17 protein-coding genes are annotated in these 21,150 nt (G+C 73.8%); 9 read left to right on the top strand and 8 right to left on the bottom strand.

From position 1 onward, the window contains the following. Nucleotides 1-156 precede the first annotated feature (156 nt). The 4 genes from ACF09K_RS22685 to ACF09K_RS22670 all read right to left on the bottom strand — a co-directional run bounded on the left by ACF09K_RS22685 (nt 157) and on the right by ACF09K_RS22670 (nt 4,258). Nucleotides 157-783: a Tat pathway signal sequence domain protein gene (locus ACF09K_RS22685; protein ID WP_392246129.1), complete on the bottom strand. Its 627-nt coding sequence runs from the start codon at nt 781-783 to the stop codon at nt 157-159. Beyond that, the gene (locus tag ACF09K_RS22680; RefSeq protein WP_392246127.1) at nt 780-1,100 is read right to left on the bottom strand and encodes a hypothetical protein; all 321 of its coding nucleotides are present in this window, start codon (nt 1,098-1,100) and stop codon (nt 780-782) included. Before ACF09K_RS22680 ends, ACF09K_RS22685 begins: the two co-directional genes overlap by 4 nt. A gap of 326 nt (nt 1,101-1,426) precedes the next feature. Next, on the bottom strand, nt 1,427-1,909 hold the full coding sequence (locus ACF09K_RS22675; RefSeq protein ID WP_392246126.1) for a PaaI family thioesterase: 483 nt from the start codon (nt 1,907-1,909) through the stop codon (nt 1,427-1,429). Nucleotides 1,910-1,978: 69 nt separating this feature from the next. After that, complete coding sequence (locus tag ACF09K_RS22670) at nt 1,979-4,258, bottom strand: FdhF/YdeP family oxidoreductase (RefSeq protein WP_392246124.1); 2,280 nt, start codon at nt 4,256-4,258, stop codon at nt 1,979-1,981. 325 nt (nt 4,259-4,583) lie between these two features. Here ACF09K_RS22670 and polA point away from each other — a divergent pair, with 325 nt between their 5' ends. Together polA and ACF09K_RS22660 are read left to right on the top strand one after the other, a co-directional pair. Continuing rightward, the gene (polA, locus tag ACF09K_RS22665) at nt 4,584-7,310 is read left to right on the top strand and encodes a DNA polymerase I (protein ID WP_392246122.1); all 2,727 of its coding nucleotides are present in this window, start codon (nt 4,584-4,586) and stop codon (nt 7,308-7,310) included. Between the two features lie 895 nt (nt 7,311-8,205). After that, complete coding sequence (locus tag ACF09K_RS22660) at nt 8,206-8,403, top strand: hypothetical protein (RefSeq protein WP_392246120.1); 198 nt, start codon at nt 8,206-8,208, stop codon at nt 8,401-8,403. 27 nt (nt 8,404-8,430) lie between these two features. Here the strand turns inward: ACF09K_RS22660 and ACF09K_RS22655 are convergent, their stop codons facing one another. After that, the gene (locus ACF09K_RS22655; protein WP_392246118.1) at nt 8,431-9,267 is read right to left on the bottom strand and encodes a DUF4184 family protein; all 837 of its coding nucleotides are present in this window, start codon (nt 9,265-9,267) and stop codon (nt 8,431-8,433) included. A 336-nt stretch (nt 9,268-9,603) separates the two neighbouring features. On the opposite strand from ACF09K_RS22655, the gene ACF09K_RS22650 reads away from it, so the two are divergent. Continuing rightward, nucleotides 9,604-11,394, top strand: coding sequence for a lytic transglycosylase domain-containing protein (locus ACF09K_RS22650; protein ID WP_392246117.1), 1,791 nt, complete (start codon nt 9,604-9,606; stop codon nt 11,392-11,394). A gap of 135 nt (nt 11,395-11,529) precedes the next feature. Here ACF09K_RS22650 and hrpB read toward each other — a convergent pair whose 3' ends face one another. Beyond that, nucleotides 11,530-14,073, bottom strand: a complete 2,544-nt coding sequence (gene hrpB, locus ACF09K_RS22645) for an ATP-dependent helicase HrpB (protein ID WP_392246115.1) — start codon at nt 14,071-14,073, stop codon at nt 11,530-11,532. Nucleotides 14,074-14,262: 189 nt separating this feature from the next. Continuing rightward, entirely contained in the window at nt 14,263-15,069 is an 807-nt protein-coding gene (locus ACF09K_RS22640) for a class I SAM-dependent methyltransferase (protein WP_392246113.1), read from the bottom strand. A gap of 408 nt (nt 15,070-15,477) precedes the next feature. Here ACF09K_RS22640 and rpsA point away from each other — a divergent pair, with 408 nt between their 5' ends. The 4 genes from rpsA to ACF09K_RS22620 all read left to right on the top strand — a co-directional run bounded on the left by rpsA (nt 15,478) and on the right by ACF09K_RS22620 (nt 19,377). Next, entirely contained in the window at nt 15,478-16,977 is a 1,500-nt protein-coding gene (gene rpsA / locus ACF09K_RS22635) for a 30S ribosomal protein S1 (RefSeq protein ID WP_382791346.1), read from the top strand. 304 nt (nt 16,978-17,281) lie between these two features. Further along, nucleotides 17,282-18,220: a PAC2 family protein gene (locus ACF09K_RS22630; RefSeq protein ID WP_392246111.1), complete on the top strand. Its 939-nt coding sequence runs from the start codon at nt 17,282-17,284 to the stop codon at nt 18,218-18,220. 57 nt (nt 18,221-18,277) lie between these two features. Next, a complete protein-coding gene (gene coaE, locus ACF09K_RS22625) occupies nt 18,278-18,946 on the top strand; it encodes a dephospho-CoA kinase (protein ID WP_392246109.1) in 669 nt (222 codons plus the stop codon). Nucleotides 18,947-18,996: 50 nt separating this feature from the next. Next, nucleotides 18,997-19,377: a tetratricopeptide repeat protein gene (locus ACF09K_RS22620; protein WP_392246107.1), complete on the top strand. Its 381-nt coding sequence runs from the start codon at nt 18,997-18,999 to the stop codon at nt 19,375-19,377. An 85-nt stretch (nt 19,378-19,462) separates the two neighbouring features. Here ACF09K_RS22620 and ACF09K_RS22615 read toward each other — a convergent pair whose 3' ends face one another. Continuing rightward, the gene (locus tag ACF09K_RS22615; protein ID WP_392246106.1) at nt 19,463-19,729 is read right to left on the bottom strand and encodes a DUF6343 family protein; all 267 of its coding nucleotides are present in this window, start codon (nt 19,727-19,729) and stop codon (nt 19,463-19,465) included. A gap of 174 nt (nt 19,730-19,903) precedes the next feature. Between ACF09K_RS22615 and ACF09K_RS22610 the strand changes: the two genes are divergently transcribed. Both ACF09K_RS22610 and ACF09K_RS22605 read left to right on the top strand, forming a co-directional pair. Then, on the top strand, nt 19,904-20,581 hold the full coding sequence (locus tag ACF09K_RS22610; protein ID WP_392246104.1) for a class I SAM-dependent methyltransferase: 678 nt from the start codon (nt 19,904-19,906) through the stop codon (nt 20,579-20,581). 89 nt (nt 20,582-20,670) lie between these two features. Next, entirely contained in the window at nt 20,671-21,129 is a 459-nt protein-coding gene (locus ACF09K_RS22605) for a DoxX family protein (RefSeq protein ID WP_392246102.1), read from the top strand. Nucleotides 21,130-21,150 lie beyond the last annotated feature (21 nt).

The raw sequence follows: 21,150 nt of genomic DNA, 5'->3' as shown, positions 1-21,150 counted from the left end.
TGGCCCATGCTGTGACTCTCTTGTTATGACACGAGGTAATGCAGAGCGGTACTCAGAGGGTGGAACCGTGGAATTCAGGCCGATTCGCCCTGTCCACATGGTGAGAATCCGCAGGACGCGCCCCGGCGGTTTCAGGCGTCTCAGGCGTTTTGGTGATTACCCGGATTCGTTGCTGCAGGCGACTTGTAGGGCCTGGGAGAGGTCCTGCGCGTACCGGGAGCCGAGGATGAAACTGTGGTCCTGCATTGCGCGCGCATTACGCAGAGTTACGTCCAGGAAAGGCAGTCCGACATCCCTCGGCACATTTCCGCAATCCGTCACATGCATCGTGATGACGATCTTGCGGGCGGAACCCGCTTTTGTGCGGAAAGGTGAACGCGGCGCCGACGTCAGGAAGATGCCGTCGTACGGCTGCGCCAGCCGCGTCGTCGTGACCGGCGGACCCGACTCCACGCCGAGCAGCACCTCCAGCGCGAACGTCCGCGGCCGGGTGCCCGGCGGCACCGAGAGCGGCCCCAGGTACGCCAGGTTCACGACCTGGGACGGGAACGGCGGTGCCGGGGCGGCCCGTTGGCGCTCCTGCGGCCGGGTCGCCCAGAGCAGACCGCCACCGGCCAGGAGGGCGAGGGCCGTCAGTGCCGCCGGCACGGACCGGCGGTGACGCCCGAGGAGCCCGGGGAGCGGGGCCGGCCGGGCGCGCGAGGCGCCCGCCCCCGAGGCGCCCACGGTCTCCCACGCGCGCGTGCCCTCGCCCGGCTCGACGGGGCCGACCCCGCCGCTCACCGCCAGGGACCCCCGCCCGGAGTGCCGGAGCGGTACCGGGCGGCACAGTCCTCGCGCGACCGACGGACGATCAACTCGTCCGCGGCAGGCGCGCCTTCGCGCTTCTCCACGGCCCGCGCGGCGTCCACGACCGACCGCAGGATCTCGTACTGGCCGTCCGAGAGCCCCATCGACTGGTAGTCCCCGTAGCCGCCGCCGTCCAGCACCTCGCGCGACCAGTGGGCGACGATCCGGGCGCACAGCGCCTCGGGGGGAGTCGCGGAGGGCGACGGGGTGCTTCCCGCCCCGGTGGCGCCGGGACCGGCACAGGCCGTCACCAGCACGCCCGCGCCGAGGACCGCCCCGAGCCACCGCGCCGCCCCGCGACGGTGTGCGGCGGCGGACCGTCGGAGCGTCCCGGAGCGCCGTGCCGGCCCCGGCCGGCACGCCGCGGGCGGTCGCGCCGGTCCGGTCCGTCCTGCCGGTCCGGTCCGCCGTGCCGGTCCGGTTCGTCCTGCCGTCGCGGGCGGTCGTGCCGCCCCCGGCCTGAGGGGCCCTCCCGTTGCCATTCCCCGACGCTAGGCCGCGGAGGCGGCGGCGGGCAACGGGGCGGGAGGGGCCGGACGACGGGCCGGCGGGCCGGGGAGGGGCGGCGCCGGTGCCCTCAGCCGGTCGCGGGCGCGGCGTCGCCGGCGTTCAGGTCCCGCAGCAGACACGTCAGCCGCGCCGTGCACACCCGCTTGTCCGCCTCGTCACTGATCACGATCTCGTACGTCGCCGTGGACCGCCCCCGGTGCACGGGCGTGGCCACGCCGGTGACCAGGCCGGAGCGGACGCCGCGGTGGTGGGTGCAGTTGAGGTCGACACCGACGGCGATCTTGGAGCTGCCGCCGTGCAGCATGGCGCCGACCGAACCGAGGGTCTCCGCCAGCACCGCGGAGGCGCCGCCGTGCAGCAGTCCGTACGGCTGGGTGTTGCCCTCGACCGGCATCGTGCCGACGACCCGCTCGGCGGACGCCTCGACGATCTGCACGCCCATGCGGGTGCCCAGGTGCCCGGCGGAGAAGAGGGCGCCCAGGTCGATGCCGAGCGCCGCGTACTCGTCGACGACCTCCTGCGGGAACTTCACGTTCTGCTGCTCGCCCATCGGGACCTGCTCCGTTCGTCGTGACCCGTGTCGTGACCGGTACCGGGACCGTGTCCGCTGAGCAAACGCTCAGTCGGTCGCCGATTGTTCCAGACGGACCACGACGGACTTGCTGGCCGGGGTGTTGCTGGTGTCCGCGGTGGCGTCCAGCGGCACCAGGACGTTGGTCTCCGGGTAGTACGCCGCCGCGCAGCCCCGCGCCGTCGGGTAGGACACCACCCGGAAGCCGGGCGCCCGCCGTTCCACCCCGTCCCGCCACTCGCTCACCAGGTCCACGTAGGAGCCGTCGGCCAGGCCCAGCGCCCGGACGTCCTCGGGGTTGACCAAGACCACCCGGCGGCCGTTCGTGATGCCCCGGTAACGGTCGTCGAGCCCGTAGACGGTGGTGTTGTACTGGTCGTGCGAGCGCAGCGTCTGCAGCAGGAGCCGGCCGGCGGGCAGCTCGGGGAACTCCACCGGCGCGGCCGTGAAGTTGGCCTTGCCGGTGGCCGTGGGGAAGCGGCGCTCGTCGCGCGGGGCGTGCGGCAGCGCGAAGCCGCCGGGGCGGGCGACGCGCGCGTTGAAGTCCTCGAAACCGGGGATCACGCGCGCGATGCGGTCCCGGATCGCGGCGTAGTCCTTCTCGAACTCCTCCCACGGCACCCGGCTGTCCTCGCCCAGCACCCGGCGCGCCAGCCGGCACACGATGGCCGGCTCGGACAGCAGCCGCGCGCTCGCGGGCGCCAGCCGGCCGCGGGAGGCGTGCACCATGCCCATGGAGTCCTCGACGGTCACGAACTGCTCGCCGCCGTCCTGCACGTCGCGCTCGGTACGCCCGAGCGTCGGCAGGATCAGGGCACGCGCGCCCGTGACGACGTGCGAGCGGTTGAGCTTCGTCGACACGTGCACCGTCAGCCGGGCCCGCCGCATCGCCGCCTCGGTGACCTCCGTGTCGGGGGAGGCGGACACGAAGTTGCCGCCCATGGCGAAGAAGACCTTCGCCTCGCCGTCCCGCAGCGCCCGGATGGCCCGTACGACGTCGAAGCCGTGCCCGCGCGGCGGCGCGAAGCCGAACTCCCGCTCCAGGGCGTCCAGGAAGGCCGGGGCCGGGCGCTCGAAGATGCCCATGGTGCGGTCGCCCTGCACGTTCGAATGGCCGCGCACCGGGCAGACGCCCGCACCCGGACGGCCGATGTTGCCGCGCAGCAGCAGGAAGTTGACCACCTCGCGGACGGTCGGCACGGAGTGCTTGTGCTGGGTGAGGCCCATCGCCCAGCACACGATGACGCGCTCCGAGGCCAGCACCATGCGCAGGACCTCCTCGATCTCCGCGCGCGTGAGCCCCGTCGCGGCGAGCGTCGTGTCCCAGTCGGCCTCGCGGGCGGCCGCGGAGAACTCCTCGTAGCCGTGGGTGTGCTCGGCGACGAAACGCTCGTCGACCGCGCCCTCGGTCTCGAGGATCAGCTTGTTGAGGAGGCGGAACAGGGCCTGGTCGCCGCCGAGGCGGATCTGGAGGAACAGATCGGTCAGGGCGGCGCCCTTGAGCATGCCCCGCGGGGTCTGGGGGTTCTTGAAGCGCTCCATGCCGGCCTCGGGCAGCGGGTTCACGCTCACGATCCGCGCGCCGCCCGCCTTGGCCTTCTCCAGGGCGGAGAGCATCCGCGGATGGTTGGTGCCCGGGTTCTGGCCGGCGACGATGATCAGGTCGGCCTGGTACAGGTCCTCGAGGAGGACGCTGCCCTTGCCGACGCCGATCGTCTCCACGAGGGCCGAACCGGACGACTCGTGGCACATGTTGGAGCAGTCGGGGAGGTTGTTGGTGCCCCACTCGCGCGCGAACAGCTGGTAGAGGAACGCGGCCTCGTTGCTCGTGCGCCCCGAGGTGTAGAACACGGCCTCGTCGGGGGAGGCCAGGGCCGCCATCTCCTCGGCGACGATGTCGAAGGCGCGCTCCCAGGAGACCGGCTCGTAGTGCTCGCCGCCCTCGGGCAGGTACATCGGGTGCGTGAGCCGGCCCTGCTGGCCCAGCCAGTAGCCGCTGCGCTCCGCGAGGCCGGCGACCGGGTGCGCGGCGAAGAACTCCGGGGTGACCCGGCGCAGGGTGGCCTCCTCGGCGACCGCCTTCGCGCCGTTCTCGCAGAACTCCGCCGCGTGCCGGTGGTCCGGCTCCGGCCAGGCACAGCCCGGACAGTCGAAACCGTCCTTCTGGTTGACGCGCAGCAGTGTCAGCGCGGTCCGCCGCACGCCCATCTGCCGCTGGGCGATCCGCAGGGTGTGACCGATGGCCGGCAGCCCCGCGGCCGCGTGCTGCGGCTCGGCGACCTGCGGCGCGTCCTGAACCGGGTCGGCCTTGGGCGGCTTCGTTGCCATCGCGGCGCTCCTTCACTGGCACGGGCACTGACACGGGTGACCACTCCCACCGATCCTTGCACGCGACACCGACAGGGCGGACGCGCGGGCGTGAGGGCGGCGGGCGCGCGGGCATGCGGGGTGCGGGAGCAATGGTTGCAGGGCCGCGGGAGCGGAGGGAGGGGGCGGGGAGAAGGGACGGGGGACGAGGGAGAGGGGGAGAGGGGGAGAAGGGGGGAGGCAACAGGAGAGAGGGAGCCGGGGAGGGGGGAGTCGTCGCCGCGCCCCGGGTCGCCGGAGGCGCACCTGGGCCGGAGTGTCGGTGGGGCGTGGCAGGATCGGGGGCGTGGCAGAAACAGCATCGAAGAAGACCGAGAACACCTCCGGCGCCGGCCGGCCCCGCCTGATGCTCATGGACGGGCACTCGCTGGCCTACCGCGCGTTCTTCGCGCTGCCCGCGGAGAACTTCACCACCGCGGCCGGCCAGCCGACGAACGCGATCTACGGCTTCGCGTCGATGCTGGCGAACACCCTGCGCGACGAGGCGCCCACGCACTTCGCGGTGGCGTTCGACGTCTCCCGCAAGACGTGGCGCTCCGAGGAGTTCACCGAGTACAAGGCCAACCGTTCCAAGACCCCGGACGAGTTCAAGGGCCAGGTCGAGCTGATCGGCGAGCTGCTCGACGCGATGCACGTCTCCCGGTTCGCGGTCGACGGCTTCGAGGCCGACGACGTGATCGCCACGCTGGCCACGCAGGCCGAGGCCGAGGGCTTCGACGTGCTGATCGTCACGGGCGACCGCGACTCCTTCCAGCTCGTCAGCGAGCACACCACGGTGCTGTACCCCACCAAGGGCGTCTCCGAGCTGACCCGCTTCACCCCGGAGAAGGTCGTCGAGAAGTACGGGCTGACGCCCGCCCAGTACCCCGACTTCGCGGCCCTGCGCGGCGACCCGTCCGACAACCTCCCGGGCATCCCGGGCGTCGGCGAGAAGACCGCCGCGAAGTGGATCAACCAGTTCGGTTCGTTCGCCGAGCTGGTCGAGCGCGTCGACGAGGTCAAGGGCAAGGCCGGGCAGAACCTCCGCGACCACCTGGAGGCCGTCAAGCTCAACCGCCGCCTGACGGAGATGGTCCGCACCGTCGAGCTGCCCGGCACCGTCCTCGACCTCGAGCGCGCCCCGTACGACCGCACGGCCCTCGCGATGATCCTGGACACCCTGGAGATCCGGAACCCGTCGCTGCGCGAACGGCTGCTCGCCGTGGACCCGGGCGCCCGGGAAGCCGAGCCGGCCGCGGCCGTCGCCCCCGGCGTGGCACTGGACGGCACGGTGCTGGGCACGGGGGAGCTGACCGCCTGGCTCACCGAGCACGGCGCCGAACCCCTCGGCGTGGCCACCGTCGACACCTGGGCCCTGGGCACCGGGTCGGTCGCGGAGGTCGCGCTCGCCACGGCGGGCGGTCCCGCCGCCTGGTTCGACCCCTCCGAGCTGGACGAGGCCGACGAGAACACCTGGGCGGCCTGGCTGGCGGCCGGGGACCGCCCCAAGGTCCTGCACAACGCCAAGGGCGCCATGCGCGTCTTCGCCGAGCACGGCTGGAGCGTCGCCGGCGTCTCCATGGACACCGCCCTGGCCGCCTACCTGGTCAAGCCCGGCCGTCGCTCCTTCGACCTGGACGCGCTGTCGCTGGAGTACCTGGGCCGCGAGCTGGCCCCGCCCGCCGCGGCCGACGGCCAGCTCGCCTTCGGCGCGGACGAGGGCGCCGAGGCCGAGGCGCTGATGGTGCAGGCCCGCGCGGTCCTCGACCTCGGCGAGGCCTTCCGCGGCCGGCTGGAGGAGGTCGGCGCGGCGGACCTGCTCCAGGACATGGAACTGCCCACCTCCGCCCTCCTCGCCCGGCTGGAGCGGCACGGCATCGCCGCCGACCGGGCGCACCTGGAGGCCATGGAGCAGATGTTCGCGGGCGCCGTCCAGCAGGCGGTGAAGGAGGCGCACGCCGCCGCCGGGCACGAGTTCAACCTCGGCTCGCCCAAGCAGCTCCAGGAGGTCCTCTTCGGAGAGCTGGGCCTGCCGAGGACGAAGAAGACCAAGACCGGTTACACGACGGACGCCGATGCCCTGGCCTGGCTCGCCGCCCAGACGGACAACGAACTCCCGGTGATCATGCTCCGCCACCGTGAGCAGGCCAAGCTCCGCGTCACCGTCGAGGGCCTGATCAAGACGATCGCCGCCGACGGCCGCATCCACACCACCTTCAACCAGACGGTCGCCGCGACCGGCCGCCTGTCGTCCACCGACCCCAACCTCCAGAACATCCCGGTCCGCACGGACGAGGGCCGGGCGATCCGGCGCGGGTTCGTCGTCGGCGAGGGCTTCGAGTCCCTGATGACGGCCGACTACAGCCAGATCGAACTGCGGGTGATGGCCCACCTCTCCGAGGACGAGGGCCTCATCGAGGCGTTCACCTCCGGCGAGGACCTGCACACCACGGCCGCCTCCCAGGTCTTCGGCGTCGAGCGGGACGCCGTGGACGCGGAGATGCGCCGCAAGATCAAGGCGATGTCGTACGGCCTGGCGTACGGACTGTCGGCGTTCGGGCTGTCCCAGCAGCTCAACATCGACGCGGGGGAGGCCCGCGCCCTGATGGACGCCTACTTCGAGCGCTTCGGCGGCGTACGGGACTACCTGCGCCGCGCGGTCGAGGAGGCACGGGCGACGGGCTACACGGCGACGCTCTTCGGGCGCCGCCGCTACCTCCCCGACCTCAACAGCGACAACCGTCAGCGCCGCGAGGCGGCCGAGCGCATGGCCCTCAACGCGCCGATCCAGGGCACGGCGGCGGACATCGTCAAGATCGCCATGCTGAAGGTGGACGCGGCCCTGCGCGAGGCGGAGCTGAAGTCCCGCATGCTCCTCCAGGTCCACGACGAGATCGTCCTGGAGATCGCCCCCGGCGAGCGGCCGGCCGTGGAGGAACTGGTCCGCCGGGAAATGGCCGGCGCGGTCCACCTCAGGGCCCCCCTGGACGTCTCGGTGGGCGCGGGCCCCGACTGGGAGTCGGCGGCTCACTAGGGCGTGTTTCGAAAGTCCCTCCCCCAGAGGGGGTGCCCCCAGCCCGGCGACGCCTGGCACGCACTCCCCCAGAGGGGGCACCCCCAGCCGCGTTGTCGGGATCACCCCGATACAACCAGTATCGGGGCGACCCTCCGCCTTGCGATCGCACGCACCAGACGCCGCCGGGCCTGCCCTTCGGGCAGACGACGCCACTTTCGAAACACGCCCTAGCCCCGGCACCGACGGGAAGGGGCCCCTCCGCGGCGGACGGGGCCCCTTCCCCGTCCCACCCGCTCCCGGGTGCTCGCACCGGCCCCGTTCCCGCACGACGCCCTCGCGCGCGCCGACCGCTCACCTCCCTGGCTCCCCCGTCGGCCCACTCCCGTCGGCTCACTCACGTCGGCCCGCCCGCGCCGGTCTGCCCGCCCGTGCCCGTCCCCCTGCCCGCCCACGTCGGCCCGCCCACGTCGGCCGGTCCGTCCGTCCGTGCCGGTCCCTTTGCCCGCCCACGCCGGTCCGTCCGCCCGTGCCGCTCCGTCCGTGCCGGTCCCGTGGACCCGCGCGGCTCCCGAGCCCTTTCCGGTCGCCGTCGGCCGGTCGCCCGCAGCTCCCCTCCGCCCCTCACCCCCGGAGCCCGGGTCCTCCGAAGGACCCGCGTTCCCGCGGGGCCCTCACCCGCGTGGCCCCCGAGAAGGGGCCCTCGCGGGCGGGGGGCCGCCAGGATGCGGCCATGGGTATACGCATGCTTCACCGCCGGAAGGCCTCCGCACGCGTTCACGCCACGTCCCCCGCCGGCAAGAGGCGAACCGGCCCCGACGCGCCCCCCTCGGCACGGCCGCTTCCCGCCCTCGCGCCCGGCGCCGCGACGCCCCGTGTCCCCGGGACCCCTCTCCGGGGGCCGCGCGAGACGGCCGTGAGGCTCCGGCGCCGGGTCCTCGCCCCGCTCGCCCGCCCGGACGCCGCCTGGCGCCTCAGGACCGAGACGGCCCGCGGCTACCTGGCCCTCGGCCTCGCCGCCCTGCGCCGGCTCCCCAGACCGCGCGCGGGGCGCCGCATCACGGTCTTCGTCGTGAGCGCGGCACCCGGCGCGGGCCGTTCCGGCGGCCGCTGATCCGGGCCGGCGGGCGTTCCCCGCCGTTCACCCGACGCCCACCTCGTCCCTCTCCCGCGCGGGCCGCACCGTCCCGCGCCGAGACCGTACCCCCACGGCGTACAGCACGACCCCCAGCAGCAGCCCCGTCCCCGCTCCGAAGCACAGGGTCGGGATCAGCTCGTAGGGCCTGCTGCCGGGGCCCCGCCCGTCCCACCAGCCGAGCGCCCGGTGGGCCGCCGCGGTCAGGACGCAGCCGCCGATCACGGCCGCCGCCCACCAGCGGTCGCGCGCCGACAGCACCGGCACCCCGAGCGGCTCGCCCGCCGGGGTCCGGCGCAGCGCGCGCAGGACGAACCCGGCGATCACGACCGCCGCGACGGCCGAACCGCCGTACTGGAGGTACCAGTACAACGGCGAGCCCGCCACCGTCTCGCCGAGGACCGGGAAGACCCGCATGCCCCACCGGTCGAGGTGGGTGAAGGCGTCCCAGACGACGTGCGTCAGCGCGCCGAGGACCGCGGACGCGTACCACCACACCACCGTCGGCGGCCGGACACGCGCGCGCGGCGCCCCGCAGCGCGTCAGGACCGCGACACGGCCCTGCCGCGCCCGGGGCAGCAGCGCCACGAGCGGCTCGCGCACCAGCAGCCACGACCCCACCAGCGCCCACGCCAGCAGCACGTCGACGGTGAGGACACCGGGGAAGGAGTGCGTGACGTCGCCGAACTCCATCGCCCCGGACAGGACACCGGCCGCGTAATAGGTCATGTCGGGAGCGAACGACCCCGCGACGAGGACGGCGGGCACCAGGCGCCCGCGACCGGTGCCGTCGGCGCGCACGGCGGGCAGCACGGCCGCCGCGTGACTCAGCGTGAACGGCAACGAGGCTCCCCGGCAAGGATGTTGACGGACCCACCGGCCCGGACGTCGACGACCCGACCAGTATGCGGGACGCCTCCCGCGCCCCGCGGCACGTGGAAGGGCGGTGAACACCGGGTGCGAACGGGTGCCGGTCGCAAAGAAGTTGTCGTAGGGTCGCCTGGGCCGTCGCGTACGAATGACGGTCGGACAACCGAACAGATCAGCGCAAACCGCCCGCGACCGCGACGTTCGCGGCCGGTGGGCCGTCCCCGAGGGACGAGCGGGGCAAGGCGTCCCACGGGACGGGCGGGACGGACGAAGACGGGCGCTCGAGTGTCCACGGGAGGGGTTCACTTCATGTCGGCGCATTTCGGCAGCAGGCTGCGCAAGGGTGCGGTCAACACCACCGTGGCCGCGTTGGCGGTCGCGGCTCTGGCCGCCTCCCAGGCGCCCGACGTCACGGCCGGTGACGCGGGCGGACGGGCCTCCGCGAACACCCCGTCCGCCGACGGCGGCTCCACCGCCGGCACCGGTGAGAGCGCCACCGGCAACTCTCCGTACTACACGGACCTGCCGCCGCTGAAGAGCCCCGCCCCGGCGCCCGGCCCGAGCACCGGCGCCACCCCGGCCGGCACCGCCGGTACGGAGGCCGGCATCCCCGCGACCGTCCTGGACGCCTACCAGAAGGCCGCCTCGGCCCTCGCCGAGTCCCGGCCCGGCTGCAACATGCCCTGGGAACTCCTCGCCGCCATCGGCAAGGTGGAGTCCGGCCACGCCCGCGGCGGCAACGTCGACGCCGACGGCACCACCCGCTCGGCGATCCTGGGCCCGGTCCTCGACGGCAACGGCTTCGCCGACATCGACGACACCGACGACGGCGCCTTCGACGGCGACACCACGCACGACCGCGCCGTCGGCCCGATGCAGTTCATCCCCTCCACCTGGGCGTGGGCCGGCCGCGACGGCAACGGCGACGGCCGCAAGGACCCCAACAACGTCTACGACGCCGCGCTCGCCGCCGGTCACTACCTGTGCCGCTACAGCTGGGACATGTCCACCGACGCCGGCCTGCGCAGCGCGATCCTGAGCTACAACAACTCGACGGACTACTACAACACCGTCGTGTCGTGGCTGGAGTACTACCGCAAGGGCACGCACGAGGTCCCGGACGGCACCGGCACCCTGCCGGACAACCGCAGCGACGGGAACGGCGGCGGCACGACCACCTGGCCGTCCCCGTCCCCGAAGCCCACGCCGCCCGGGACGACCCCGCCCGCCGCGCCCCCCGCCACCAAGCCCCCGACGACTCCTCCGCCGGCCACCACGCCCCCGGCCACCACGCCCCCCGGCACGACACCGACCGACACGGTGCACCACCTGGAGGACGCGGGCACGCCGCGGCTCACCGCCATGGCGGGCGACACGTTCGGCGCCCGGATCAGCACCCGCGCCGAGACCGGGGCCGGCACGGCCGTCGCCAAGGTCCGGGTCCGCTTCACGATCACCGGCGACACCGACGCCACCTTCACGGGTGGCGAGCGCGTCGCCACGGTCATCACCGACAGCCGGGGCATCGCCACCGCGCCCGCCCTCGAGGCGGGGGAGAACACCGGCACCTTCACCGTCCGCGCCACCGTCGTGGGCCGCACGGTCGCCGCCGCGAGCTACTCGGCGACGGTCACCGCGCGGGCCGCCGACGCCCTGGCCCGCACCGGCTCCACCGCCCTGACCTGCGTCGCGGGCGGCGAGTTCGCCGACCGGGTTCAGGTGAAGGCCACCCACAAGGGCGCCGTGGCGGACAACGTCGCGGCCACCGCCACGCTCGTGAAGTCGGCCGACGACCCGACCGCGAACGACAAGGGCCCCCACTTCAAGGACGCCGCCGGCGCCCCCGTCCGCACCCTGACGGACCTCCGCACGGACGCGAACGGCCTGCTGACGCTCCCGAAGCTGTACGCGGACGACACCGCCGGCACCTACCTGCTGCGCGTCACCACCGAGGGCGGCGCCACCCTCACGGTCGAACTGACCGTCACGGCGGCACCCTCGCCCACACCGACCCCGTCGGACACTCCTTCGGAGACCCCCTCGGGCGCCCCCTCCGAGAGCACTTCCCCGAGCCCCTCCGGGTCGACGACGACCGGCTGAGGACCGCCCGCACCACCGGCGGCGCCCCGCTCCACGCGAGCGGGGCGCCGCCGTCGCGTGCGGCCCGCGCTCGTCCCGCCGCGGGCACACCACCGACCCGGAGCCGTCGCCCTCCCGCGGCCGGCACCGAGCCGGTCACCGTCCGAGCCGCGCCCTGGTGTGCCGGGTGGGCTCGGCACCGGCCGGGTCCTCCGGCCACGGATGCCTGGGGTACCGGCCCCGCAGCTCGGCCCGTACGCCCCGGTACCCGTCCCTCCAGAAGGAGGCGAGGTCGGCGGTCACGGCCGCGGGCCGCCCGGCGGGGGAGAGCAGGTGCACCAGCAGCGGCACCCCCGCCACACGCGGTGTCTCCTGGAGCCCGAACATCTCCTGGAGCTTCACCGCCAGCACCGGCTGCCCGGGGTCGGCGTAGTCGATCCGGATCGCGGACCCGCTCGGCACCGTGATCCGTTCCGGCGCCAGCTCGTCCAGCCGTGCCGCCTCCCCGGACGCCCAGGGCAGCAGCCGGGCGAGCGCCGCCCCGGCGTCGATCCGTGCCAGGTCGCCCCGGCGCCGGGCCCGGCTCAGCTCGGGCTCCAGCCATTCGTCCACGCGCGCGTGCAGCGCCGTGTCGGAGACGTCCGGCCACGGCTCCCCGAGACGCGCCCCGAGGAACGCCAGGCGCTGCCGCAGCCCCCGTGCCTGATCCGTCCACCGCAGCAGCCCCCACCCCTCCTGCCGCAGCCCTTCGAGCAGCGCCTCCCGCACGAGTCCCGCGGCGGCCTCCCGCAGCGGACGCGCCACCAGCTCCACGGCCCCGAGCCGCTCGACCCGCCGGGCCACGACGTCCCCCTCCGCCCAGTGCACCTCCTCGCGCACGTCGAGCAGGGCGCCCGCCGCGAACCGGGCGACCTCCTCGTCGACGACGGCCGCGAGCTGCACCCGCGCGTGCCCCCTGCCGACGGGCCGGTCGGCGACGGCGACCGCGAGCCACGGCGCCCCGCGCAGCCCCGACCCGTCGCGGACCTCGGCCCGCGTCCCGGACACCATCAGGTACGAGCCGCCGTCCGCCCTGGCGACCCGCTCGGGAAAGGCGAGCGCGGCCACCACACCGACGCGGCCGTCCTCACGCGCCGGCACCGGCGGCCCCCCTGCGGCACCCTCCCCCGCCACGGGCGCCTCCGCCGGGCCGGCGAACTCCGTCGCCACGGCCCGCAGCCGCCGTACCTCCGTCCGCCAGCGCCCCGCGTACGCGTCGCCCCCGCGCCGGGCCGCGCGCAACGCCCCCGCGAGATCGTCGCCGTACTCGCGCGGAGCCTCCTCGCTCAGCAGGGCGACCACCTCCGCGGCCCGCTCCGCCCCCACCAGCGCGGCCCCGTCGAGCAGCGCCCGCCCCAGCCGGGGGTGCAGCCCCGCCCGTGCCAGCCGTACCCCGCGCCCGGTGGCCCGGCCCGCCGCGTCCACCGCCCCGACCGCCCGCAGCAGCCGGCCCGCCGCCGCCATCGCCCCGCCCGGCGGCGGATCCAGCAGCGCGAGCCCGGACGCCCCGGGATCGCCCCAGCAGGCCGCCTGGAGCGCGAACGCCGTCAGGTCGGCCACCTTGATCTCCGGCGCCGGGAAACGCGGCAGACGGGCGTTCTCCGCCTCCGTCCAGCAGCGGTACACGACGCCCGGCGCCTCGCGCCCGGCCCGCCCGGCCCGCTGCCGTCCCGCCGCGACGGACGCCCGCACCGTCGCCAGCGCGCTCAGCCCGCGCGCGTGGTCCACCCGCGGCTCGCGCGCCAGGCCCGAGTCCACCACCACCCGCACGCCCGGCACCGTCAGCGACGACTCGGCGACGGACGTGGCCAGCACGACCCTGCGACGCTCCCCGGGAGCCAGCACCGCGTCCTGCACCGCCGCGGACGCCCGCCCGTGCACCTGGAGCACGTCCACCCCCTCCAGGTCCGCGAGCCGTCCCGCGACCCGTGCGATCTCGCCGACCCCGGGCAGGAAGCACAGGACGTCCCCCGCCCGCTCCGCCAGGGCCCGCCGCACCACCGACGCCACGTGCGCGAGCAGCGCGGGATCCACCGACATGCCGTGCGGCGGCCGTACCGGCCGGGCCGGAGGGGCCCACACCACCTCGACGCCGTACGACGACCCGTGGGCCTCGACCACCGGCGCGCCCCCCAGCAGCCGGGACCAGCCCTCCGTGTCGGTCGTCGCCGACGCGGCGACCAGCCCCAGCTCGGGGCGGAGCGTCCCGCGCACGTCCCACAGGAAGGCGGCCGCCGTGTCCGCGTCCAGATGCCGCTCGTGGCACTCGTCCAGCACCACCACGTCGACCCCGGTCAGCTCCTGGTCGCGCTGGAGCCGCTGGAGCAGCACCCCGGTGGTGACGACCTCCACGCGCGTGTGCCGCCCGACGACGCGCTCGCCGCGCACGGTGAACCCCACGCTCGCGCCGGTCCGCTCACCGAGCAGCCACGCCATCCGCCGGGCCGCCGCGCGCGCCGCGATCCGCCGCGGCTCCGCCACCACCACCCGCCGGACCGGCCCCCCGCCCACCAGCCCGGCCAGCGCGAGCGGCACCAGCGTCGTCTTCCCCGTGCCGGGCGGTGCCGCCAGCACGGCGGTCCCCGGCCCGGCCAGGGCGTCGTGCAGGGCGGGCAGGGCGGCCCGCACGGGCAGCGCGTCCAGGGCGTCGTCACGGATCACGCCCCCAGTGTCGTACGCCCGGGGGAGCGCCCCGCACGCGCGTGCAGGGCCGTGCCGTCGACCGGGCGGACGACCAGGTCCTGCGGAGCGCCCCCGCGCGCGGGCCTCGACGCGGGACCGGGCCTCCGGCTCGCCCGTCGAAGCGCCCCGCCCCGCACGCACGTGCGGGACGGGTACGACGGCGAGGGGCTAGTCCCGCTCGCAGACGAAGATCGCCGTGCCCGGGATCAGACCGCCGCGCAGCGGGGACCAGCCGCCCCACTCCGCCGTGTTCCAGGCCGGCCACTCCGGCTCGACCAGGTCCACCAGCCGGAAGCCCCCCGCCACGACGTCGCGGACCCGGTCACCGATCGTGCGGTGGTGCTCGACGTACACCGCCCGGCCCTCGTCGTCCTGCTCGACGTAGGGCGTGCGGTCGAAGTACGACGACGCCACGGACAGGCCCTCGGGACCCGGCTCGTCGGGGAAGGCCCAGCGGATCGGATGGGACACCGAGAAGACGAAGCGCCCGCCCGGCCGCAGCACCCGGCGCACCTCCTTCAGGACCAGCACCGGGTCGGCGACGAAGGGCAGCGCCCCGTACGCGGAACAGGCCAGGTCGAAGGAGCCGTCCGCGAACGGCAGGACGGCCGCGTCGGCGCACACCAGCGGGAACGCCGCGCCGATCCGCAGCGCGTGCTGGAGCTGGCGGTGGGAGACGTCCAGGGCGACCGGACGGGCCCCCTGGGCGGCCAGCCAGCGCGCGCACTGGGCCGCGCCGGCGCCGATCTCCAGGACCGCCTTCCCCTTCAGGTCCTCCGGCGGGCCGAGCAGCTCGGCCTCCACCTCGTCGAGGCCCTCGGGACCCCACACGAAGCGGTCGTCGCCGAGGAACGTGCCGTGCTCGATCTGGTACTCGTCCGCGTTGCGGTCCCACCAGCCGCGATTGGCACGCGCGCTCTCGGTGACACCGGCCTCGCGGCGGGTGGCTTCCGGCTCCGACGTCGGCTCGGACACCGGCTCGGACGATACGGACTCTTGGATGATCGGCTCCCTCGTCGTACTCTTCCGTCCAACCCGACTCGGGAGGCGTCCTCGCGGTGTCGCCGGGAGGGCTTCCTGCGGCCTGCGTGGCCTCGGAAGAGAGGTTGTGTGCCGGGATTGCGGCGATCCGCCCCGGGTGTGCGCCTTCGCGCATTGACCCTGCCCGGCTGCCCCCGTATGCTACAAGTTGCGCTGCGGGCCTGCGCACCTCAGACGTAGCAGGTCGTGCTCGCATCTGTATGTATGTCCCCTCGGTTGTCGAGGCGTCGTCGTCGTTCCGGCGGAGCGCTTCCTTGGCTGTCCGGCCTTCTGCAGAGCGAAACGGGCTCCCGGCGTAAGCAGTACCTACGACTCTCTGTCCGTACCGGAGCCCTTTCCCACATGACGAGCAGCACCGAGACCACCGCCACCACCCCGCAGGTTGCGGTCAACGACATCGGTAACGAGGAAGCCTTCCTCGCCGCGATCGACGAGACGATCAAGTACTTCAACGACGGCGACATCGTCGACGGCGTCATCGTGAAGGTCGACCGGGACGAGGTCCTGCTCGACATCGGTTACAAGACCGAAGGTGTCATCCCGAGCCGCGAGCTCTCGATCAAGCACGACGTCGACCCGAACGACGTGGTCGCCGTCGGCGACGAGATCGAGGCCCTCGTCCTCCAGAAGGAGGACAAGGAAGGCCGCCTGATCCTCTCGAAGAAGCGCGCCCAGTACGAGCGCGCCTGGGGCACCATCGAGAAGATCAAGGAAGAGGACGGCATCGTCACCGGTACCGTCATCGAGGTCGTCAAGGGTGGTCTCATCCTCGACATCGGCCTCCGTGGCTTCCTGCCGGCTTCCCTCGTCGAGATGCGCCGCGTCCGCGACCTCCAGCCCTACGTGGGCAAGGAGCTCGAGGCCAAGATCATCGAGCTGGACAAGAACCGCAACAACGTGGTCCTGTCCCGCCGTGCCTGGCTGGAGCAGACCCAGTCCGAGGTTCGCCAGACGTTCCTCACCACCCTCCAGAAGGGTCAGGTCCGCTCCGGCGTCGTGTCCTCGATCGTCAACTTCGGTGCCTTCGTGGACCTGGGTGGCGTCGACGGTCTCGTGCACGTCTCCGAGCTCTCCTGGAAGCACATCGACCACCCCTCCGAGGTTGTCGAGGTCGGCCAGGAAGTCACCGTCGAGGTCCTCGACGTGGACATGGACCGCGAGCGCGTCTCCCTGTCGCTGAAGGCGACCCAGGAAGACCCGTGGCAGCAGTTCGCCCGCACCCACCAGATCGGCCAGGTCGTGCCCGGCAAGGTCACGAAGCTGGTCCCGTTCGGTGCGTTCGTCCGCGTGGACGAGGGCATCGAGGGTCTGGTCCACATCTCCGAGCTGGCCGAGCGCCACGTGGAGATCCCGGAGCAGGTCGTCCAGGTCAACGACGAGATCTTCGTCAAGGTCATCGACATCGACCTCGAGCGCCGCCGCATCAGCCTCTCGCTGAAGCAGGCCAACGAGGCCTTCGGCGCCGACCCGGCCTCGGTCGAGTTCGACCCGACGCTCTACGGCATGGCCGCGTCGTACGACGACCAGGGGAACTACATCTACCCCGAGGGCTTCGACCCCGAGACCAACGACTGGCTCGAGGGCTACGAGACCCAGCGCGAGGCGTGGGAGCACCAGTACGCCGAGGCGCAGACCCGCTTCGAGCAGCACCAGCAGCAGGTCATCAAGTCCCGCGAGGCCGACGCCGCCGCTGCCGCCGAGGGCGGCGAGGCCGCTGCTCCGGCCGCGTCCGGTGGCGGTGGCGGTTCGTACTCCTCCGAGGGTGCGGACACCTCCGGTGCCCTGGCTTCGGACGAGGCGCTCGCCGCGCTCCGCGAGAAGCTGGCCGGTGGGCAGAGCTGACGCCCGCTGAGCAGTAGCTCATGACCGAGGGCCCGCACCTTTCGAGGTGCGGGCCCTCAGTGCTGTTCCCGGGCGCGGAGGCCGGCAGGCCCTCCCGGTGGGGCGCCCGCCGGTCGTGGAGGAAGCACACGGGAGACCCGACACACGGGACACCCGAGGAACCGGCAGGCCGAGGAACCGGCAGGCCGAGGAACCGGCAGGCCGTGACCCGCCGCCGCGAGGCCGGGCGATCAAGGACGCGGGCCGGGAATGCCCCTGCCCTCCTGCGCGTTGTGCAGTACGAACACGAGGAGGAGCGGTCCAGGTGCTTGATCCGCAGGGTTTGTACGCATGGGAGCCGAAGGGGCTGGCCGTCGTCGACATGGCGCTCGCCCAGGAGTCGGCCGGACTTGTCATGCTCTACCACTTCGACGGATACATCGACGCGGGTGAGACCGGCGACCAGATCGTCGACCGGCTCCTCGACTCGCTGCCCCACCAGGTCGTCGCCCGCTTCGACCACGACCGACTGGTGGACTACCGCGCCCGTCGCCCGCTGCTGACCTTCCAGCGCGACCGGTGGACGGACTACGAGGAACCCGGCATCGAGGTCAAGCTCGTCCAGGACGCCACCGGAGCGCCCTTCCTGCTGCTGTCCGGCCCCGAGCCGGACGTCGAGTGGGAGCGCTTCGCCGCCGCCGTGAAGCAGATCGTGGAGCGCCTCGGCGTCCGCCTGTCGGTGAACTTCCACGGCATCCCCATGGGCGTGCCGCACACCCGCCCGGTGGGTCTCACCCCGCACGGCAACCGCACCGACCTCGTCCCCGGCCAGCGCAGCCCCTTCGAAGAGGCACAGGTCCCGGGCAGCGCCGAGGCCCTCGTCGAGTACCGCCTGATGGAGGCCGGACACGACATCCTGGGCGTCGCCGCGCACGTCCCGCACTACATCGCGCGCTCCGCCTACCCGGACGCCGCCCTGACCGTCCTGGAAGCCATCACGGCCGCCACCGGACTCGTCCTGCCGAGCATCGCGCACGCCCTCCGCACCGACGCGCACCGCACGCAGACCGAGATCGACCGCCAGATCCAGGAGGGCGACGAGGAGCTGACGGCCCTCGTCCAGGGCCTGGAGCACCAGTACGACGCCGCCGCGGGCGCCGAGTCCCGCGGCAACATGCTCGCCGAGCCGGTCGACATCCCGTCCGCCGACGAGATCGGGCGGGAGTTCGAAAAGTTTCTGGCCGAGCGGGAGGGCGAGGGCTGAGCACCCTCCCAGGGCCTGCCGCGCGCCCCGCCGGCGGCAGGCCCTAAGCTTCCCGTCATGCTGAAGGTGGGCCTGACCGGTGGGATCGGCGCCGGCAAGAGCGAGGTGTCCCGGCTGCTCGTCGAGTGCGGCGCCGTACTGATCGACGCGGACCGCATCGCGCGCGAGGTCGTCGCGCCGGGAACGCCCGGCCTCGCGGCCGTCGTCGAGACCTTCGGCGAGGGCGTCCTCACCGCGGACGGCAGCCTGGACCGGCCCGGACTCGGCTCGCTCGTCTTCGCCGACCCCGACAAGCTCGCCGCGCTCAACGCGATCGTGCACCCGCTGGTCGGCGCCCGGTCCCGCGAGCTGGAGACCGCCGCGCCCGAGGACGCCGTCGTCGTCCACGACGTCCCCCTCCTCACCGAGAACGGGCTCGCCCCCCTCTACGACGTGGTCGTGGTCGTCGACGCCGACCCCGCCACCCAGCTCGACCGGCTCGTGCGGCTGCGCGGAATGACCGAGGCCGACGCCCGCGCGCGGATGGCGGCGCAGGCGACCCGCGAGCAGCGCCGGGGCATCGCCGACATCGTCGTGGACAACGACGTCCCCCTGCCCGACCTGGAGCGACGCGTGAAGGACGTGTGGGCCGACCTGGTCCGCCGGGCGCGGACGACGGCGCGGGACGACGAAGGGTCCGGCGGGCGGTCCGGTGAGCGGCCCGAGGAAGGGCGCCCCGCGGAATAGCGGCCCGCGCGGCGCGCGTTGAGCGCCATGAGTGAGGGAAGGAATTTTCCGTGCCCGAAACCAGCGGTTCGACCGGACGTACTCCGGAGACGCACGTCATCGACTTCCGCGCCGCCGAGCAGCTGCTCGCCGCACGGGATCCGCGGGGCGCGGTGAAACTGCTCGACGGTGTCATCGCCGCGTACCCCGAGAACACCGCCGCCCGGCTGCTGCGCGCGCGGGCCTTCTTCGCCGCCGCGCAGCTGCGACCCGCCGAGCTGGAGTTCACGATCGTCCTGGAGCGCGAGCCGGACAACGCGTTCGCCCACTTCGCGCTCGCCCGCACCTACGAGCGGCAGGGCCGCGCCGACCAGGCGAAGAGGCACTTCCGCCTGGCTGCCGCCCTGGACCCGAACCCGCAGTACCTGAAGGCTGCACGGTTCGATTCCTAGGCCTTCCGTCCGGATCTGACGGATCGGGCGGATCGGCTGGATCGGGCCGGGCGGGATCGGAAGCGGATCCCGGGCGGTCGCCGCCTCAGGGACGACGCCGCTCCGGCGGCAAGTACGGCGGGACGTCCCGGCCCGGCTGGAAGTGGGCCCCCTCGCGCAGATGCCTGGCGATCACCGACATGTCGACGGTGATCACGAGCCACAGCACCCCGCAGACGGCCGCCCACCCGGGGCGCCCCACGAGCGCGAACGCGACCGTCCCGAAGGCCGCCCAGAGCAGCCCCCACACACTCAGCCACAGCCGCATCCTCAGCGCACTGCGCGCTGTCACCGGCTCACTGCCCGTACGCATCGGGTCATCACTCCTTCCTGCAACGTACTCCCGGGGCCGGACGTTCTCCAGGGGAGCGTGTCCACCGCCGGCCGCACCCTCGTCGAAAAGACTGCCTTCACTCGAACGAATGAACTCGGGAGGCGGCGGAACGGCCTTGCGGGCGTGGGCCGTTGGGAGGGCATGAGGCGTGAGATGCGAGAAGGACACGAGGGGACGGGCCCCGGTGCCATCACCCCGGACGGCTGCGCGGTCGAGCTCTACAGCCGCCTCCCGGTGGGCGAGGAACCCGACATCGTCACCGCCGCCGTACCCGCGGGCGCGCACGTCCTGGAGCTGGGCTGCGGCGTCGGCCGCATGACCCACCCGCTCCTGGATCGCGGCTTCACGGTCACGGCGGTGGACGAGTCCGCCGAGATGCTCGACCGCGTCCGGGGCGCCCGCACCGTCCGCAGCCCCATCGAGGATCTGGACCTGCGCGAGACCTTCGACGTGGTGATGCTCGCGTCGTTCCTCGTCCACGCCGGGGACGAGGAGGTCCGGCGCGGCATACTGCGCACCTGCGCCCGGCACGTGGCGCGGGACGGATGCGTGCTGATCCAGCGGGAGGGCGAGGGCTACCACACCGACCTTCCCAGGGAGCGGGTCCATCCGGGCGGCTTCACCACACGGATCCTGTCGTCGGAACCCGTCGGGGACGGCGTCAACTCGGTGCGCGCGGAGTACGTTTTCCCGGACGCGACATGGACCCAGACGTTCCGTGCCCGGCCCCTGACCCGGGAGGAGTTCGAGGAGGCACTGGCGGAGGCGGGACTGGAAGTGGACCGGTATCTGACGGAGGACCGGGTCTGGGTGCGGGCGGTGAAGCGATGAGGCCGGGCGCGGAGCGATGAGTTCACGGCGGGGGAGGGGTCTTCCCCTCCGACAGCACCACGGACCACTTCCCCCAGGAGAAGACCCCCATGTCCGAGACCACGGCACCGCTCCCCTCCACCGCTTCCGTCCCCGCCGCCCCGCTCGAGCCGATGACCCCCGGACGCAGGCGCGCCCGCATCGCGCTGCGCGGACTGGAGGTGCTGCTCGCTCTCTTCTACGGGATCGCCAGCGCACTGCCGAAACTGATCGCCCACCCGTCGGCGGCCGAGGGCTTCGACAAGCTGGGCTGGGGCAGCACCGGCATGTACGCCATCGGCGTCCTCGAACTGGCCGGCGCGATCGCCCTGCTGGTCCCGGTGCTCCGGTCGGTGGCCGCGGTCTGCCTGGGAGCGCTCATGGTGGGCGCGTTCATCGTGACGATCGTGGCCATGGACGGGCAGAACGCGGCGACACCCCTCGTCCTGCTCGTCCCACTGGCCCTGATCGCCCGGGCCCGGCGCGACTCCGCGCGGGACCTGCTGCGGCTGGTGCGGCGCACGCGGTGACCGCGACCGGCCCGTCCGGTC

The organism is Streptomyces sp. NPDC014882, from assembly GCF_043081325.1.
GTDB lineage: Bacteria > Actinomycetota > Actinomycetes > Streptomycetales > Streptomycetaceae > Streptomyces.
Note: the sequence above shows the minus strand (reverse complement) of the source record. Positions and strands in the feature narration are given on the sequence as shown.